The sequence below is a fragment of the Proteocatella sp. QWL-06 genome (genome assembly GCF_058684135.1).
The window spans coordinates 2209968-2229250 of sequence record NZ_CM178755.1 but is presented as its reverse complement, the minus strand read 5'-3'; the positions used below and the strand labels follow the sequence as shown (position 1 = coordinate 2229250).

16 protein-coding genes are annotated in these 19283 nt (G+C 47.5%); 12 read left to right on the top strand and 4 right to left on the bottom strand.

The features are described 5' to 3' along the window. Position 1: 1 nt before the first annotated feature. The 12 genes from glgA (at position 2) to mscL (ending at position 14202) form a co-directional block, all read left to right on the top strand. The gene (gene glgA, locus AC4PGZ_RS10700; RefSeq protein ID WP_492158613.1) at positions 2-1450 is read left to right on the top strand and encodes a glycogen synthase GlgA; all 1449 of its coding nucleotides are present in this window, start codon (positions 2-4) and stop codon (positions 1448-1450) included. Continuing rightward, positions 1451-3886 (top strand): glycogen/starch/alpha-glucan phosphorylase, encoded by a 2436-nt coding sequence (locus AC4PGZ_RS10695; protein WP_492158612.1) that lies wholly within the window; start codon positions 1451-1453, stop codon positions 3884-3886. Then, the gene (locus AC4PGZ_RS10690) at positions 3876-5717 is read left to right on the top strand and encodes a glycoside hydrolase family 13 protein (RefSeq protein ID WP_492158611.1); all 1842 of its coding nucleotides are present in this window, start codon (positions 3876-3878) and stop codon (positions 5715-5717) included. The genes AC4PGZ_RS10695 and AC4PGZ_RS10690 overlap by 11 nt, the downstream gene beginning before the upstream one ends. Before the next feature lie 409 nt (positions 5718-6126). Beyond that, positions 6127-7095, top strand: coding sequence for an ATP phosphoribosyltransferase regulatory subunit (locus AC4PGZ_RS10685; RefSeq protein ID WP_492158610.1), 969 nt, complete (start codon positions 6127-6129; stop codon positions 7093-7095). Between the two features lie 16 nt (positions 7096-7111). After that, positions 7112-7759, top strand: a complete 648-nt coding sequence (hisG, locus tag AC4PGZ_RS10680; RefSeq protein WP_492158609.1) for an ATP phosphoribosyltransferase — start codon at positions 7112-7114, stop codon at positions 7757-7759. Positions 7760-7776: 17 nt separating this feature from the next. Continuing rightward, positions 7777-8967, top strand: a complete 1191-nt coding sequence (locus AC4PGZ_RS10675; RefSeq protein WP_492158608.1) for a pyridoxal phosphate-dependent aminotransferase — start codon at positions 7777-7779, stop codon at positions 8965-8967. Further along, positions 8954-9541, top strand: a complete 588-nt coding sequence (hisB, locus tag AC4PGZ_RS10670) for an imidazoleglycerol-phosphate dehydratase HisB (protein ID WP_492158607.1) — start codon at positions 8954-8956, stop codon at positions 9539-9541. Before AC4PGZ_RS10675 ends, hisB begins: the two co-directional genes overlap by 14 nt. Beyond that, on the top strand, positions 9542-10159 hold the full coding sequence (gene hisH, locus AC4PGZ_RS10665) for an imidazole glycerol phosphate synthase subunit HisH (protein ID WP_492158606.1): 618 nt from the start codon (positions 9542-9544) through the stop codon (positions 10157-10159). 69 nt (positions 10160-10228) lie between these two features. Then, positions 10229-10948 (top strand): 1-(5-phosphoribosyl)-5-[(5-phosphoribosylamino)methylideneamino]imidazole-4-carboxamide isomerase, encoded by a 720-nt coding sequence (hisA, locus tag AC4PGZ_RS10660; RefSeq protein ID WP_492158605.1) that lies wholly within the window; start codon positions 10229-10231, stop codon positions 10946-10948. Next, a complete protein-coding gene (gene hisF, locus AC4PGZ_RS10655) occupies positions 10930-12354 on the top strand; it encodes an imidazole glycerol phosphate synthase subunit HisF (RefSeq protein WP_492158604.1) in 1425 nt (474 codons plus the stop codon). The genes hisA and hisF overlap by 19 nt, the downstream gene beginning before the upstream one ends. Before the next feature lie 54 nt (positions 12355-12408). Then, a complete protein-coding gene (hisD, locus tag AC4PGZ_RS10650; RefSeq protein WP_492158603.1) occupies positions 12409-13677 on the top strand; it encodes a histidinol dehydrogenase in 1269 nt (422 codons plus the stop codon). Between the two features lie 102 nt (positions 13678-13779). Next, on the top strand, positions 13780-14202 hold the full coding sequence (gene mscL / locus AC4PGZ_RS10645; protein WP_492158602.1) for a large-conductance mechanosensitive channel protein MscL: 423 nt from the start codon (positions 13780-13782) through the stop codon (positions 14200-14202). A 76-nt stretch (positions 14203-14278) separates the two neighbouring features. On the opposite strand, the gene AC4PGZ_RS10640 is transcribed toward mscL, so the two are convergent. The 4 genes from AC4PGZ_RS10640 to relB form a co-directional block, all read right to left on the bottom strand. Then, positions 14279-16522, bottom strand: a complete 2244-nt coding sequence (locus AC4PGZ_RS10640; RefSeq protein WP_492158601.1) for a U32 family peptidase — start codon at positions 16520-16522, stop codon at positions 14279-14281. Positions 16523-16662: 140 nt separating this feature from the next. Beyond that, the gene (locus tag AC4PGZ_RS10635) at positions 16663-18213 is read right to left on the bottom strand and encodes a hypothetical protein (protein WP_492158600.1); all 1551 of its coding nucleotides are present in this window, start codon (positions 18211-18213) and stop codon (positions 16663-16665) included. A gap of 268 nt (positions 18214-18481) precedes the next feature. Continuing rightward, positions 18482-18748: a type II toxin-antitoxin system RelE family toxin gene (locus tag AC4PGZ_RS10630; protein ID WP_492158599.1), complete on the bottom strand. Its 267-nt coding sequence runs from the start codon at positions 18746-18748 to the stop codon at positions 18482-18484. Further along, on the bottom strand, positions 18749-18970 hold the full coding sequence (relB, locus tag AC4PGZ_RS10625) for a type II toxin-antitoxin system RelB family antitoxin (RefSeq protein WP_492158598.1): 222 nt from the start codon (positions 18968-18970) through the stop codon (positions 18749-18751). It lies immediately after the preceding gene. Between the last annotated feature and the right edge of the window lie 313 nt (positions 18971-19283).

Genomic DNA, 19283 nt, shown 5'->3' with positions numbered 1-19283 from the left:
GATGAATATATTATTTGTAAGTTCAGAAGCCACACCCTTCGCAAAGAGCGGAGGGCTCGGTGACGTAATAGGCACGCTTCCTGCAGAGCTCGTAAAAAGGGGCATAAGCGCAGGAATAATGATACCTCTTTACAAAAGCATAAAGGAGAAGTATGCGTCCTCGCTCGTTCTCCTGGAGACCTTCAATGTGCAGCTGGCGTGGAGGAATCAGTACTGCGGCCTCTACACCATAAGAGAGAGCGGCGTGGACTACTACTTCATAGACAACGAGCAGTACTTTAAAAGAGACAGGTATTACGGCTACTATGACGATGGAGAGCGCTTTGCATACTTCTCAAAGGCAGCTATAGAGGCAGTAAAGCACCTTGAGAAAAAGCCGGACATCATACACTGCAGCGACTGGCAGACAGCGCTGATACCGATATACCTGAGGACCCTCTATGAGCAGGACGCTTATCTCAGGGACATAAAGACCGTATTCAGCATACACAACATAGAATATCAGGGGAGGTTCAATCCCTATATAACAGGAGATATCCTCGGGCTTTCGCAGGAAGATGAAAAGCTCATGATAGACGGAGACTCAATAAATCTCATGAAGGGCGCCATCAAGACCAGCGACGCGCTTACGACCGTGAGCAGGAGCTATGCATATGAGCTGTGCGACCCATTTTTCGCAGCAGGCCTTCAGGACACTATAGCCCGGTATTCATTCAAGCTCAGAGGCATAATCAATGGGATAGACACTTCGCAGTATGACCCGCAGACAGACAAAAACCTAAGATACAGCTTCAGCGCGGAGAAGATGGAAGGAAAATTAAAGAACAAGGAAGCTCTCCAGGAGGAACTGGGGCTCGAGGTGAACAGGGAAGTTCCTGTCATATCGATGATAACCAGGCTCGTATCTCACAAGGGAGTAGACCTCGTGCAGAAGGTATATGATGAGATTATGGCGCTTGGAGTGCAGCTCATCATACTGGGCACAGGAGACAGGGAGTACGAGGAATTCTTCAGCTGGAAGGCCTCTCAGTACGAAGGCAGAGCCGCAATGCTGAACTGCTTCTCATCAGAGCTTGCAAGCCGTATATACGCTTCCTCCGACATGTTCCTGATGCCTTCAAAGAGCGAGCCTTGCGGGCTTGCGCAGATGATAGCCTCAAGATACGGAACAGTACCGATAGTCAGAGAGGCAGGAGGACTGAGGGACAGCATAGAGCCGTTCAATCCGGTAAGCAGGAAGGGGAACGGAATAACCTTCAGGAGCTTTGATGCATATGACATGCTTGACGCCATAAAGAGGGCGCTCGAGATATACTCAGATCACAGGCTGTGGAAGCATCTCACCGCAAATGCCATGAAAAAGGATTTTTCGTGGGATGGCCCGGTCGAGGAATATATGGATCTTTACAAGGAACTGGAAAAGAAATACGAACAGGAAACGGAGGTATAGATGAGGCTCAATTACACATCAAGACAGATATCCGATCAGATAGAAGGAAAACTCATGAGGTATTTTGCCCGTGAACCGCACAATGCCACGATGCCCCAGTATTACGAGGCTGCATGCAGAGTCATAAGAGACATAATGTCAGAGCTCTGGCTTGAGAATCATGACCTTGTAGACTCGCATCAGGGAAAACAGGTGTATTACCTTTCTATGGAATTCCTTCCGGGGACATCGCTGAGAAACAATCTCTTCAATCTTCATCTCGAAGACGTCATGTCAAGAGCTCTTGCCAATTTTGGGAAAAGCCTCGAGGACCTGTATGCCATAGATCCGGATGCGGGTCTTGGAAACGGCGGCCTTGGAAGGCTTGCCTCATGCTACCTCGATTCCATAGCCTCACAGGGAATGGCAGGCCACGGGATGTCTATATGCTATGAATACGGCATATTCAGGCAGGCCATAGAAAACTGCAGCCAGGTAGAAAAGGCGGATGACTGGCAGGATCTTGGAGGAGCATGGCTTCTGGAAAAAGAAGATGAAGCAGAACATGTTCATCTTGGGGGAGACCTCGAAGAATACTGGCAGGATGGAAAGCTCAGGGTAAATCACAAAAACTTCCATACGGTCATAGCAATACCAAACGACTACTATGTCAGCGGATATGACAGCAGGGTAGTGAACACTTTGAGGCTCTACAGAGCCACATCTCCGGTCAGCATAGACATGGAGCTGTTTGCTCAGGGCAAATATCTAAAGGCCATGGAAGAAAAGCACATGGCAGAGGTCATCTCAAAGATACTCTATCCAGAGGATGCCCATCAGGAAGGAAAGATGCTTAGGCTCACCCAGCAGTACTTCTTCACATCGGCAGGCGTACAGACCATAGTAAAAAGGCATATGCGCACCTTCAAGGACCTTAAGACATTCCCTGACAAGGTGGCAATACACATAAATGACACCCACCCGGCGCTTGCGATACCGGAGCTCATGAGGATACTGATAGATGATCACAGGCTCGAATGGGAAGACGCATGGGACATAGTGACAAGGTCCGTTTCATACACCAACCATACCGTAATGCCGGAGGCCCTCGAAAAATGGCCCGAAAATCTCATAAGAGAGATACAGCCGAGGATATATTCTATAATAGCGGAGATAAACAGGAGGCTCACCCTTGAGCTCAACATAAAATACCCTTATGATCAGGACATGATAAGGGAAAATGCCATAATATACGACGGAGAAGTAAGGATGGCCAACCTCTGCGTCGCGGCCTCCCATACAGTAAACGGAGTATCAGCGCTTCACAGCGAGATAATCAAGAAGGACATATTCAGCGGCTATGCAAGGTCCGCGCCTTCAAAATTCACCAACGTGACAAACGGGATCGCATACAGAAGGTGGCTGTGCCAGGCCAATCCGAGGCTCAGCGAGCTGATAGAGGACCTCATAGGGCCGGAGTTCAAAACCGATGCCATGAACCTCGAAAAGCTCCTCAAATTCAGGGATGACAAAAACGTCCTCGAGCAGCTGAGGCAGATCAAGAAGGACAACAAGATAAAGCTTGCAGACAGGATATTCAAGACGACCTCCATAAAGGTAGACCCGAACTCCATATTCGACGTTCAGGCAAAGCGTATCCACGAATACAAGAGGCAGCTGCTCAATCTGTTCCACATAATATATATCTATGACAGGATAAAGACAGAGCCTGACTTTGACATGGAGCCGCGCACCTTCATATTCGCAGGAAAAGCGGCCGCTGGCTATCAGGTAGCCAAGGAGATAATCAGGTTTGCCTGCCACCTTGCAAAGAAGGTTAATTCAGACCCACAGGTCAGAGACAGGATAAAGATAGTGTTCCTCGAGAACTATTCCGTATCCCTCGCTGAGCTCATAATGCCGGCGGCGGATGTGTCGGAGCAGATATCCCTCGCAGGAAAGGAAGCCTCGGGTACAGGAAACATGAAACTCATGATAAACGGAGCCCTCACAATCGGGACCTACGACGGGGCCAACATAGAGATAAATCAGCAGGTAGGCGATGAAAATATGTTCCTCTTCGGAATGAGAGAAGACGAGGTCCAGAGGCTCAGGGATTCTCACAGCTACAGCCCGTATGACTACATGGTGAATGACAAGCATATATACAGGATAATGAAACAGCTCTCCTGCGAGATAGACGGAGAGTGCTTCAATGTGATCGCAAACCTTATAACAAGCGGCAGCGGAGGACCCGCTGACCAGTATTTCGTGCTTGCGGATTTCGAATCCTACATGGATGCCCACAGTCGTATCCAGGAAACCTGGAAGGACCGGGACAGATGGACAAGGATGTCTCTTACCAATATAGCAAAATCAGGGATATTCTCGGCAGACAGAAGCGTAGGCGAATATGCGCAGCGGATATGGGGGATTGAATCGATAAATGGAAAATAAAGTGATAGAGTACGACTCCAGGGATGAATTCTTTAAATCGCCATTCGGAGCGACCGCCGAAGGCATCCCTATAGTAATACGTGCAGGCATCCCGAGGAGTCTTGGACAGTGCCAGGCAGTGCTTGTCGCATCAAATGATGAGACCAGGAAAAGTGAAGAGATACAGGGAGAGTGGATATCCATGAAGGCAGGCATTGACTACTATGAATTCAGGTGGACGCCGCAGACCCCCGGACTCTACTTCTATCATATCCGGGCCATCACCACCAGCGGCCTCAGCAGGATGCTCACGAGCACCCACCAGAGCCAGGAATACCAGCAGACTGTATACCGAAAGGATTTTTCAGTCCCAAAGTGGCTGGGAGAGGGGATTATGTATCAGATATTCCCCGACCGTTTCGCGAAAAGCAGAAGTTATGAAGCGCCTCGGATAGACAAGGACTATATCCTGAGGAGCGACTGGGGAGGAAGGCCTGACGGAAGAGATGAAAACGGAGTGGTAAAGAACAACGACTTCTTCGGAGGAAACCTCGCCGGCATACAGGAGAGGCTGGGATATCTTTCGGATCTCGGCGTTACGGTCATATACCTCAATCCGATAACGGAGGCCTATTCCAACCACAGATACGATACCGCCGACTACAGGAATGTTGACCCTCTGCTCGGCACTAACGAGGACTTCAGAAAGCTCTGCAGCGCCGCCGCAGAAAAGGGCATCAGGATAATCCTTGACGGGGTATTCAACCACACCGGCGATGATAGCATATACTTCAACAGGAAGAGAAGATATGACGATTCAGACGGAAAAGGTGAAAACGGAGCCTATAACAGCAGGAATTCGAAATACTACAAATGGTACAGCTTTACCAGCTATCCGGACAAATACGAGTCCTGGTGGGGAATAGATACCCTTCCGAAGGTAAAGGAAGAAGATGAAAGCTACCTTGACTTCATAATAAGGGACGAAGATTCAGTCATAAATCACTGGCTCAGCCTTGGTGCGTCAGGCTTCAGGCTCGATGTCGCAGACGAGCTTCCGGACATATTCATCGAAGAGCTCAGAAAGCACATGAAGGCCAGATATCCAGACAGCGTCCTGATAGGAGAAGTATGGGAGGACGCCTCCAACAAGATAAGCTACGGCTACAGAAGAAAGTATCTTCAGGGCAGCCAGCTGGACAGCGTCATGAACTACCCCTTCAAGAAGGCAATCATAGGATATATGGAGACCGGCGATGCAAAACTGCTCTCAGGCGAGGTGGATACCATAAGAGAAAATTATCCCCCTCAGGTGCTGAATTCCCTTATGAACATACTTGGCACCCATGACACCGCGAGGATCCTCACGGTATTTGCAGAAAACGAGTATCATACAGCAAAGCGAAAGCTCTGCCTCTCAGTCATACTCTGGGCATTCCTGCCGGGCACCCCGTGCATATATTACGGAGACGAGACCGGAATGACAGGAGGAAAGGATCCCCTCAACAGAGGCTGCTTTGAGCTGGAAAAGAAAAATGACAGGATATATTATCACTACAAGGACGTCCTCAGCATCAGAAAGCGCATGACAGATATCGGAAGCTATGACTGCAGGACCGTGAGAGACGATGACGGAGCCTTTGTGTTCACCCGCGAGAAAAAGCCAGAGCCGGGATCAGAAAAAAAGGCAGACAAGCTTCTTGCAGGAGTCAACCTGGGCGAGGAAAAGATAATACACCTTCCCTTTGGCAGGATCCGCACCTTCTTCAGGATGGGAAAAGTCGAGGTCCTGGACCCATACAGCGTAAAGCTCGGAAAATATGCAGGGATAATAGTGACAGGCGAGGAATGAAGCAATAAGGTGAATGAAAAATAGAACGAATTCACAAAAAAATAGAAAGAATTCACAAAAAATTCTTGACAATGTAAAAATAAGGTCTATAATAAGTATCAATTAATATTTCAGAAAGTTTTTTATTTAAATCAGGTTTTTTTCACCAAGAAGGAGATTACGATGTATATATTTGACTCATCAAAACAGAATCAGAACAGAATACATCATCATTGGCGCAAGAGTTTGTAAATGAGAGATAATCTCATAGATACAAGCTCTGATTGTGATTCAGCAAAGCTTGTGCCTGTGAGGAGAGAATATAGATCCCCCGACCATCCGGCATACAGCTGGGTGGTTTTTTTATACTTATTTTCAGGCGTGCGCCAGCGCCCGGGACCCGTGGGCCCTCACCCGGCAGGGCCCGCCAGTGCTCTGGCGCAGAAAGGAAGGAAGCATGAATTTTTACAGGATAGAAGACGAGATAGAATTCACGGACAGACGCCAGCGTCTCATAGATGGCATGATGCAGCAGATGAGAGGAAAAGGCTACAGATACATGGAGCCGGTTATGTTTGAGGATTATGACGCCTTCGTGGGCGAGAACAGCATGATAGAAGGGAAATCCACAGTAAAGGTCCTTTCAAACGACGGAAATATAAGCATTCTCGCAAGGGACCTCACCAGCGGGCTCATATCCGCCATACTTCGCAGGTGCGATGCAGACTCAAGGCTCAGGATAATGTACTGCGGAAAGGTATTTAGAAATACCAGCTCAGGCATACAGGAAATAAGAAAGCTCGGTGCAGAGTACCTTGGAGAGGAAAGCTCAAGCGCGGACATGGAGATCCTCGAGATGGCGATGGACATAATGTCAGGGCTCAGTAAGGATTACATCTTCGAGATAGGCAGCAGCAGCTTCCTGAGAAACCTCATAAAGGATCTCGGCCTCAGCCTTGAGAGCTATCTAGAGATAATGGAGATCATCTACAGAAAGGATGCCTTCAGGCTCGGAAGATACATCTCGGAGTTCGAGGACAGCCAGAGCCGCAGGATGCTTGAAAACATCTTCAGCCTCAGCGGGACCTTTGAGGAAATCATGAGCCGCATGAAAGAGCTTGGAGCGGGCAGCGGACTCATATCCAGCCTCAGCCAGCTTGAGGAGACAGACAGCTTCATAAGGCAGAAGGGGCTTGAAAAAAATGTGGTATATGACCTTTCGACAGTGTCCGAGCTCAACTACTACAGCGGCATCATATTTCGAGCATACATCAAGGATTCAAACGGAGCCGTAATCAAAGGCGGCAGATACAGGGCAAGCTCCCCGGGCGTCAATGCCCAGATGAGCGCGACAGGATTTTCGGTAGAGATAGACAGGCTTACACATATACTGGTTTAAAAGGCAGGAGGAAAAAATGAGCATAACGATAGCAGTACCCAAGGGAAGGCTTGGAAACGACCTTATAAGGCAGCTTCAGAAATCAGGAATAGGAAGCTCCATAGACCTCAAATCCAGAAAACTCATATTCAGGGATGAAGAAAACGACATGGAGTTTGTATTCCTCAAAAACTCCGACGTCATAACCTATGTAGAAAACGGCATAGCAGACATGGGGATAGTCGGAAGCGACGTGATAGCAGAGAGCGACTCTCAGATATACTGCCTCCAGAAGCTCGACATCGGAAAATGCAAGATGTCCGTAGCCGGAATAACAGGAAGGGAAAAATTCAGCGAAGACGCCGTGCTCAAGGTAGCCACCAAGTTTCCAAGGACGGCAAAAAGCTTCTTCGAGGGCAGGGGTCAGGAAATAAAGATAATAAAGCTTAATGGATCTATAGAGCTGGCTCCTATACTGGGACTCTCGGATGTCATCGTAGACATAGTAGAGACAGGAAACACACTGAAGGCCAACGGGCTCAGCGTGCTCGAGGACATATGCGAGATAAGCGGATACATCATATCGAACAGGGTCAGCTACAAATTCAACAAGAAGCAGATGGACATGGCTATAAAGGCTATGATCGCAGAAGAAAAAACAGAACAGAAAACAGAACAGGCATAGAAATAAGGGAGGACAAAATGATAAAACCAAGAAAGACCGTACAGAAAATGCAGCCATATTTCGTAAACGACAGGCCGTGCAGGATAAAGCTCGATGCCAACGAGGGCAGCAGTTACCTGCTTGACAGCATTGACGGGACGCAGATGATAGAATCCCTCGCAGGAAAAGGCTCATTTCGCGCAAATCTCTATCCGGACAGCGACTGCGTATCGCTCAGAGAAAAGCTGGCGCAGTATTATGGCTGCAGGAAGGAAAACATGGTGATTGGAAATGGCTCCAGCGAGCTCATCCACTTCGTAATAAGCACCTACTGCGAGCCGGGAGACAGAGTGCTCACATTCTCACCGGGGTTCAGCATGTATGACATATATTGCCAGCTGTGCGAGGCTGAGATAGTAAAGCTCGAATCAGGAAAGGACTTTGAGCAGAATATAGACCGCCTCATAGAAAAAGCCCGGGAGACTGCTCCAAAAGTGGTAATCCTCTGCAATCCCAACAATCCTACAGGCTACGTGAATTCAAGAGAAGACGTCATAAGGCTCGTGAAAGCCCTGCCGGATACAGTCGTAGCAGTTGACGAGGCCTATGCAGATTTTGGAGACCAGTCAGTAGTATCAGAGATAGAAAACTTCAGCAACCTCGTGGTGCTCAGGACCATGTCCAAGGCCTTCGGGCTCGCAAATCTCAGAGTGGGATGCGCTGTCGCATGCGAAGCTATGGCTTCAGACATATGGAAGGTAAAGGTACCCTACAATCTTAACGGCCCTTCCCAGCTGCTGGCGGAGCTGGCCCTTGAAAACAGGGACAGGATAGAGCCATATGTACAGCAGGTAAACGAGGAGAGAGCAAAGCTCACAGAGGCTGTAAACGGTAAGGACGATGCAGTTGCATCATCCGACCCTGCCGCAGCAAGCGAAATTTCAGCTGAAGCTGCAGAAACTGCCGCAGCTTCAGCCTCTAAGGCAGACGGCCGCCCGCTTCTTCGGGCATATCCTTCCGGCGCCAACTTCGTGCTCATAGAGAGCCCGGACATAGATCTTGAAAGAGAGCTCTTTGAAAGAGGAATAGCAATAAGGAGCTTTGGAGGAAGCCTTGCAGGGTTCTACAGGATAAGCATAGGCGAGCCTGACCAAAACCAGGAGGTAATAAAAGCGATAGGAGAGATAATAACCATTGAAGAGAGAAGGAGAGGATATGAGCAGAGATAGATCAGCCTCAGTAAAGCGAATTACAAAAGAGACCGACATAGAGCTCAGCCTCAGCCTCGATGGCAGCGGCAGGAGCAGCATAGATACGGGCATAGGATTTCTGGACCATATGCTCGAGCTGTTCGCATTCCATGGCAGCCTGGACCTTGAGATAAAATGCAGAGGAGACCTTGAGGTGGATACCCATCACACGACGGAGGATATCGCGATAGCCCTGGGACAGGTCTTCAGAGAAGCCCTTGGAGACAAAAAGGGAATAGAGCGCTATGGCATGTGCTACCTTCCTATGGATGAGACTCTTGCGAGGATAGTACTCGACTTCAGCGGCAGGAGCTGCTGCGTGTTCAACGCCGGATTTACGAGAGACAGCCTCGGCAGCCTCGCGACAGAAGACATAAGAGAATTCTTCATGGCGCTTTCGGCAAATGCCGGCCTCACGCTCCATGCAGAGGTGCTTTACGGCAGCAATGACCACCACAGGGCAGAGAGCCTCTTCAAGGGACTCGGAAGAGCTGTAAAGTCAGCGATCTCAGTGACCTCGGACAGGATACTTTCAACGAAGGGAGTAATATAGATGAACATTATAGCAGACTATGGGAGAGGAAACCTCAGATCCCTCAAAAACGCCCTCGACAGGATAGGCATGGAGACAGAAATCTCGAGCTCGCCCCAGAAAATAATGAGAGCAGACAGCCTCATAATTCCGGGAGTCGGAGCCTTCGCAGATGCCATGGATGCCATGGACGCAGCCGGACTCACTCAGGTTATAAAGGATTTTGCAAAAAGCGGGAAATACGTGCTAGGCATATGCCTTGGCATGCAGCTGCTTTACGAAAAAGGCTACGAATACGGCGAGCGTGAAGGGCTCGGGCTCATAAAAGGCAGCATAAGGTACCTGGACATAGAGGAAAAGGTGCCGCACATGGGATGGAACGACCTGAAATTCGAAAAGGATAGCGACCCTGTGCTCAGAAAAATCAAGGAAGGCGAATACGTATATTTCGTGCATTCATATTACGCGGACTCGGACGGATCCGAAATCGTAGCCTTCGCCGAATATGGAACAAAGATACCGGCAATCGTCAGGCAGGGAAGCATCTACGGCATGCAGTTCCACCCAGAGAAGAGCGGAGACACAGGCGAAAGACTGCTCGAAGCATACAGGGACATGGTTGAAAAAAGAAGACTGTAGCAAGAACGCGGCAGAGCCTGCTTCAGCTGAAGAGAAATCGCAGGCCTGTTATTTGAGAAAGGACTTAAGATGATTATATTTCCGGCAATAGATATAAAAGACGGCAGATGCGTGAGGCTCACCCAGGGAAAATTCGACCAGGTGAGCATATACAATGACAATCCCGCAGAGGTGGCAAGGCTCTGGGAATCCATGGGGGCCCAGTATATACACCTCGTGGATCTCGATGGAGCAAAGGACGGCTCACCAGCCAGCAGGGCCATGGTAAAAAGCGTCATAGATGCTGTAGACATCCCGGTGCAGGTCGGCGGCGGCATAAGGAGCCTCGAGAGGGCAGACCAGCTGATAGCGCTCGGAGCCCGCAGGATAATCCTCGGCACGGCGGCCGTAAACGACAGGGAGCTCACACAGGCAGTCGCAGAAAGATATCCGGGAAGAACAGCGGTGTCAGTTGATGCCGTAAACGGCATGGCAGCAGTGAACGGCTGGGCGAAGGTCAGCGATACGGATGTGCTCGACATATGCACCTTCATGCAGGAAATCGGGATAAATACCCTCATATACACGGACATACTCATGGACGGGATGCTGAAGGGACCCAATTTCGGGGAATACGAGAGGCTGATGAGAGAGACCAGCCTTGATATAATAGCCTCAGGCGGAGTGACCACGAAAGAAGACATAGAGAGGCTCGCGCAGATGGGGATATATGGAGCGATAGTAGGAAAAGCGCTCTATGACGAAAAGATAGACCTTAAGGAGGCGATAATATGCTCGCGAAACGAATAATAGCCTGCCTTGACGTAAGAAACGGCAGAGTGGTAAAGGGAACGAAATTCACGGACATAAAAGACGTGGACAGCCCCGAAAAGCTTGCGAAGTTCTACAGCGACAATTCGGTCGATGAGCTCGTGTTTTATGACATAACCGCATCAAACGAAGAGCGCAAGACCTCCCTCGAGTTCGTGGAAAGAGTGGCGAGGGTCATAAACATACCCTTCAGCGCAGGCGGAGGCGTAAGCACGATAGAGGATTTCAAATATATACTTCGAAAAGGCGCAGACAAGGTATCCGTGAATTCAGCAGCAGTAAGAAATCCCCAGCTCATACGCGAGGCTTCGATGGCATTCGGATCCCAGTGCGTGGTGCTTTCCATGGACGTAAAGAAAAACGACGAGGGCTCGTGGAGCGTATATGTAAAGGGCGGCCGGGAAAAGACAGAGCTCGATGCGATAGAGTGGGCAGTCAGGGCAGCAGAGCTTGGAGCCGGAGAGATAGTAGTAAACAGCATAGACGAAGACGGAATGAAAAACGGATATGACCTTGAGCTGCTGCGCAGGATAACCTCAGCCGTTAACATACCGGTCATAGCTTCAGGCGGAGCAGGTAAAAAAGAGCATTTCCTTGATGCTCTCCAGAAGACAGGCGTAGATGGAGTGCTTGCGGCATCAGTATTTCACTTTGGCGAGATAAAGGTTCCCGAGCTCAAGCAGTACCTTAAGGAAAACGGAGCCGAGATCAGGATGCCAGAGGCAGCGCCGCAGAAGAAGGAGTCCCCATCAGCTGCAGATGCAGATATAAGCATGATAAGATTCACAAAAGACGGCCTCGTGCCCTGCATATGCCAGGATGCAAAGACTGGAGAAGTGCTGATGCTCGCATACATGAATGAGCAGTCCCTAAGGCTCACTCTGGAAAAAAAGCGCGCCGTGTATTATTCGCGCAGCCGCAGCGAGCTCTGGGAAAAAGGCGCGACCTCCGGAAACACTCAGAAAGTCAGGGCGCTTTACTATGACTGCGACGCAGATGCGCTTCTCATAAAAGTCGAGCAGACAGGAAACGCCTGCCACACAGGAGAGTACTCGTGCTTCTTCAATGCAGTGTTCGACGATCAGGAAGCTTCAGCAGATCCAGGCAGCTCCGTCTTCGGGGAGCTATACGCCACAGTGATAGGCAGGAAAAACGACCCTTCAGAAGGCTCCTACACAAATTATCTCTTTGATAAGGGCCTTGACAAGATCCTCAAAAAAGTAGGCGAAGAAGCCGCAGAGACCATAATAGCCGCAAAAAATCAGGACAGGCAGGAGCTCATAGGAGAAACCGGAGATCTCATATATCACCTTACAGTGATGCTCGCAGAAAAAGGGATAAGCATAGATGAAATAGAGCAGGAGCTGAAAAGCAGATTCAGATAGAATCGATGCAGACGGCAGCCATATTAAGATATAAAAAGAGAAAGAAGGGATACAATGCAGTACTTCAAATCATCAGTTAAAAAAGATGCAGAGCAGAAGGATGAACTTGAAATCCGGGTAAGAGAAATAATAAAGGACGTTATCCAAAACGGTGACAGTGCTCTGATGAGCTATAACATGAGATTCGACGGCTGCGAAAGAAATAGCTTAAGGGTCAGCAGAGAGGAGATAGAATCTGCATACGCCCAAGTATCTGTGGAGCTCCTCAGCGACATGAAAAAAGCAGCGGAGAACATAAAGGCCTTTGCGAAGGCGCAGAAGGATACCATAAAAAATCTGGAGAGCTTTGAGGCGGCGCCTGGGGTCGTGCTCGGACACAGAGTGATTCCCATACAGTCCTGCTGCTGCTATGTACCGGGAGGCAGCTACCCGCTTTACTCGAGCGCCCTCATGCTGGCAATTCCTGCAAAAACTGCGGGAGTCAGCCGCATAGCTGCATGCTCGCCGCCCGTGAGAGGGACGGCGCATATCCATCCCGCGACGCTTGTCGCCATGGACATCGCAGGGGTCGATGAGATCTACGTGCTCGGAGGAGCACATGCGATAGCAGCATTCTCATATGGTACAGAGCAGGTAAATCCCGTAGACATCATAGTCGGTCCCGGAAATCAGTACGTGGCAGAGGCCAAGCGCCAGTGTTACGGCCAGGTAGGGATAGACTTCGTGGCAGGACCCAGCGAGGTCCTAATAATAGCAGAAGAGGGCGCAAATGCCGAGTATATCGCAGCTGACATCCTCGCGCAGTCAGAGCATGACCTCCAGGCGAGGGCAGTCCTTCTTACGACCGACATCGAGCTGGCCCGCACAGTAGAAAAACAAGTAGAAACTCAGCTTGAGCAGCTGGACACAAAAGAAATCGCAGCAGCTTCATGGAGAAACAACGGAGAGATAATCATAACGCAGAGCCTTGAAGAAGCCTTTGAGCTGTCAAATCAGGCTGCACCCGAGCACCTCGAGCTTCATGTGAAGGATGAAGAATATGCGCTGGATCGCCTCTTCAACTACGGCTCCCTCTTCATTGGAGAGAATTCAGCCGAGGTATTTGGAGACTATGCCTCAGGCACCAATCACACCCTTCCGACTCTGAGAGCCTCCAGATACACAGGCGGGGTATATGTCGGCACATTCATGAAGACCTGCACATGGCAGAAGATAGGCAGAGCAGGCATTGCCTCAATAGGCAGGACGACATACAACATGGCCATCGGCGAAGGACTCAGCGCCCATGCAAACGCGGCACTCAAGAGACTTATGGACAATTGACACAAATGCACAGTGAAAAGCTATTAATTCTTTACTTTTTGGTTAGGAATATGACATAATGAAATTACATGAATTAAGAAACAAAAAAGGAGGAATTATAGTATGTGGAAAGAATTTAAGGAATTTGCATTCAAGGGCAACGTGCTTGACCTTGCAGTAGCGGTAGTTATCGGGGGCGCATTTGGAAAAATCGTCACATCGCTCGTTAATGACATCATAATGCCTATAGTAGGATTTCTTACAGCGGGAACAGACTTCAGCAGCCTCAAATACGTAATGACCCCGGCGGTCATGGACGGAGAGACAATAATAACTCCAGAGGCGGCAATTCTCTATGGAAGCTTCATAAAGAATATAGTGGACTTCCTTATAATAGCCTTCTCGATCTTCATTGCCATAAAGTTCATAAACAAGGCAAACAGGAAAAAGAAAGAAGAACCGGCGCCAGCTCCAGAGCCAGCACCAGTCCCAGAAGACGTAAAGCTTCTTGTAGAAATCAGAGACCTTCTGAAATCTCAGAAATAAATGAAGTTTGCAAACGAATTAAATATCAATACAGCAAAAGCGCTCAACTGGACTTATCCCGCGGAGCGCTTTAAATTTATATGATTTCTTTATTAAAATGGCCTCTCGTATCTTTCTTCTGATTAAAGACAGACTTGGAAACTGTGCCTTTCAATTTGCCTTGGGCATCACTGATGGTTTTTATAACCTGCTCCTTCGACTCGACAGTGAAGCTCAGCCTGAAGGCCTCGATTCCTGTCATGCCCGGCAGCTCATCCAGAAGATTGAGCGTCCTGCTGTTAAGGATGGTCGTTGTACAGTCATCATGAGAGATTATCGGGAAGGTTCCGTGCTCATCTCTTATAACATAGCTCTTCGTCCTGCAGGTTCCGCACTGATCCATTTTTTTCATCGGACAGTATTTCGTAAACATCAGAGGCGCCCTTCCATATACGATCATTTCCAGCGAAGGCAAGCCGCCGTTTTCTTTCTGGTAGGCATCGATCAGATCATTGATCTGATTCCTGTTCAGTTCATGTGACAGCGTCACTCTTTTAGCGCCCAGGCGGTACAATTCGTAGCAGCTGTCAGAATTGACGACATTCAGAGAGTAGTCCGTGACAAAAGGATTGGTTTTTCTGTAGTGATAGATTCCGCCGTATCCTCCGATCAGCAGCTGACCTTTCATTTCCTTATAATCGTTCTGGTTTCTTCTGACTATGTTTTCAAAATAGATTTCCTCAATTCCGCAGCTCACGCAGGCCTCATACTGCTCTCTGGTAGTTACAGAGGCTGTAAGATAGGGCTTTACAGGCTCAAAGCTTATTTTTTCCTTGGCTTCCAGAGCTCTGGTCCTTTTCTTCTGGCTGCCCAGCTTCAGGTCATACAGCCCCTGCACTATATCTCTTCTTGCTGCATTAAGCAGCTTTGCCGGGATGAATGCATTGCACTGCTCAAAATCCACCTCGCCAAGTTCGAATACAGTATCATTCAGTCTTGAAAACTGCTTTATCACCTGTTCTTTTGTCGTCGGATTGTTGATCGCTTCGCCAAGCAGCTCATCGCTCTCATATGAATAATCAAAGCCAAAGCCCTGAGCATCAATCACAAGCTTTGAATCCGGATATGCATGCACTCGTATGTCCAGGGCAAAACGCCTGAATTCCTTTTCCGGGGATGATTCCAGCTCCCTGTAATACAGATTATTCTTCGTTATATATACGGGATCTCCATTGGACAGCTTTTCCTTGACCCTTATATAGCAGACATTGTCCGCCTTGTTTATCAGATTGCCATCCTTATCATACAGCTTCACGACAGTCAGATTGACATCTTCGTTGTTGTGGCTTATCCTGATCGTATCGTGCTGGTGCAGAGTACGGGTGAGCTTTATCTCATACATATCCTTTACAGTCCTGCTGATACAGCCGATTTCATAGCCGTGGTTGTTAGGCCTTGAGATGTTTGTTATATCCTTCTTATCTTCGTGAAACAGATAGCCTTTGGTGAATGTCCTGTGGAATGTCTTCTGCAGATCCTCTTTATCCTCTTCGGTTATCCTGCTGTCCAGAGCCTTGCGGTATTTGGACACAGCATTGGCGACATACGCAGGTTCTTTCATCCTGCCTTCTATTTTCAGAGAATCAATTTCTCTCAAATCATCTATGTGATCGATAGTATTCAGGTCCTTGGTGGACAGGATATAACTTTTTCCCAAAGCGGTATCTTCAGTCCTGTCAATCAGTTCATATTCCTTACGACATGAACCGACACATCTGCCGCGGTTTCCGCTTCGATATCCCATAAGGCCTGACATCAGGCAGTTTCCTGAATAAGACACACACAGAGCGCCGTGAACAAATATCTCCAGAGGTATCTGTGCTGCTTTTTTTATCTCTTTTACTTTTTCAATCTCAACCTCTCGGGAAAGGACGACTCTTTTGGCGCCAAGCTCTTTAAATAATAAAGTTCCATCCAGATCGTCTATTCCCATCTGAGTAGAACAGTGAGCTTCCATATCAGCATAGTTTTTGACTATATAATCGAAGGCAGCCAGGTCCTGGACGATGATTCCGTCAACTCCGATCTCATTCAGTTCGTCAATCTGTGCCTTCATCTCTTCGATTTCATCTTCGAAAATGATGGTATTCATAGTAACATATATCTTAACATCCCTCAGGTGAGCGTACTGGACAGCATCTCTCAGTGATTCAAAATCAAAATTAGATGAGTATGCACGTGCACCAAACTTCTGCATTCCCAGATATATTGCATCACAACCATTAGAGATTGCAAGCTTCAAAGCCTCCATGCTTCCTGCAGGAGCTAGTAATTCAGTCATTTTTTCCTCCATACTGCGCATTATCCTGCGCTAAGCCATATGTGTTATATCGGCTGTTATTTCCAAAGTAAATTATATTGTATTTGTCATTACAAGTCAACAAAACACAATTTCACTATAGAATCAAAAAAGCAGAATTCCTAATAGGAAGCTGCTTTTTTGATTCTATCGATATATCTCCTTAGCCTCTCTGATTCCTCAGATCTGTCAAAATCCGTATATCCAGAGCTGCCCGACATGTCGCTGAGAAAATCCCAGAAAGCTGCGGTCATGTTGGTCTCATTGACATAGAGCACTACATAGGGCGCAGAGGTCTTGGAGATTATTGCGCCATAATTTTCCTTTATATAGAGCATGTAATTAATATCAGATATGCCGCCTACGAGCTTTACGTGAAAATTCTCGTACTTATCCATCAGGTGAATAAGGTTCTCAAGATGCTGAATATACTCCTCAGCAGTATAATATACAGGATGACCATACATCATGTCCGAAAAAGACACCTTCACTTTTCCATCGGCTACATCCTCGGGAGGAAATTCCGGGATTATCTCTCCAAAAAAGCTTGTTCTCAGATTATCTTTAAATGTAGCGGTCCTATGGCTGCGATACCTCGCAAGCGTGCTGTCAGGCTCTCCTGCTCTCTCGGATATATTCAGAAAAATATTTTCGGGCATAGTCAAAAAAGACAGGGATTCACTTCTTATAAGCGAATTCACATCGTGGCTCTCAAATCCGGCCAGCATATTCAGATGACTGTCACGATTCCTGTCCATCAGAATCTGCATCAGAGGCCTGCACTGCGCAAGATACTGGTTGAACTGGATTTCATAAGAAGCAAGGACATCCTTTCTCCTTACGAGAAGATTGGGCGCACTTTCTACAGAGCTGCCAACAGAGCTGGAAATGACCGCCGAAACACCCGGCGCCACAAAAAGCGTCTGCCGAAATATTCCATCCCTTTTTCTCGGGTAATAATATGGCTCGATAAGACCAGTCATGTAGAGCGGCATCCACTGATGGATAGCCCTCAGCATCTCGTCAAGGTCCCTGCTTACAGTATGGATTATGCGTATGCGGTTGCCTTTTCCAAGCACCTTCTTCATGAGCTCAGCCCATCTCATACAGAATTTCGGATCCTGAGTCATCCAGTCGGTGACTTCATCGCTGTAAAGAAGAAGCGTCCTCGGAGTTTCCTGCTCAATTACTTCCTGAAGGAACATAACCGCGGCTCTGCGTTTTCCTTCAGGACCGATATATACAGAGATATCATCATCCGGAATATCTCTTTCGGTCTCCATTTGGCCAGCTTTGCCTTGCGAAGAAGGAGCGACAGAAAACCCTGAGCCCATCCTGTTCAGGCTTTCGAGAAAGCCCCCGATAGCTCTTATCTCCTGGCTTTTTTCATCTGCAAGCCATTTCGCTATGTATAAAGAACGCGCCCCCTCATCAGACAGATCCGTCCCCTTTTCAAGCCTTTCAGCCAGTGCCTTCATCTGGTAATCAGCTGTGAAGCTGCGTGCAAAATACTCCGCCATAGACCTTATTATGCCTTCATCCTTTACGGCATTTCTCTGGCCCCTTCGCAGGCGGCTTATGTATGAAGGATCCAGCTTCACCCTGTGACCGAGCGCGCTGTTGGTGGTCCTTGTTATATCCATCAGAAAATCAAGTTTTTCATTAAATTTCAATGTGTTCACCTCTCTTGTGATATGATATCAGCTTAAAGAATCAGAGTCAATATTTTTGTCACGATTCATGACAAAAACTGTCATTGTCATATGCTGTTTTGACGAGATTTTTCTCTTGCTAAAATGACATAATCCATGCAAGAGGGGTCACAATACATTTAAAGAACTGAGGAATCATGCAGGGACGGTTTCGAAAGAACAGGGACATGATACTCTTAGTTATTGCAGAAGGCTGCAGTTTCTATTAATGAAACTGCAGCCTTCTGTTTTAATCCATATATATGTCTTTTCTGTGCCCTGTTTTGACGATCAGTATAGTTACTTTTTCGTCATTTATTTCAGCTATTAATCTGTAATCTCCGATACGGTATCTCCAAAGATCGGACATATTCCCTTTTAGAGATTTACCATGAAGCCTTGGATTACTGCATCCTTCAAGATTTTTTCGTATCCATGAAATAATAAGAAAGCTCTCCATTTTATCCGCTTTCTTAAGCTCCTTGAGCGCTTTTTTTGAGAATTCTACCTTATACATTTACCTGAACCCCAGTTCTTTTTCGACTTCTTCAAGAGTGAAAGTTACAGGATCTCTGTCAAATTCTGCTTTTGCTTCAAAATATTCTCTTATGTCAAACTCGTCTTCGATCTGTTCTATGACAGCTCTTCTTACAACCTCAGAAACACTCATGTGTTTCATGGATGCATATGTTTTAATCAGTTTTTCATCTTTAGGATTGAGTCTTAGTGATATGGTCATAACAACACCTCCTCTTTGTATTACATTGTATTACAGAATGATTCTCCTGTCAATGCATCATAATTGATTATACCAATCTCGTTGTTTGCTATTCTCAGTTCTATCTCATTATGATACAATAAACCTACACGGTATCATTATGAAACACGATTATCGGATGCGAGACAGTCGGACGTATCAAAATGAAACATATCCATACATGACAGCGGCATCAAAACTCCTGAAAGCATTCAAATACAGAACATCCCGACTGGTGGCATGATATTTGCATAATATATTCATAATAAGCTTTATCGCATTATGCGGCGAAAAT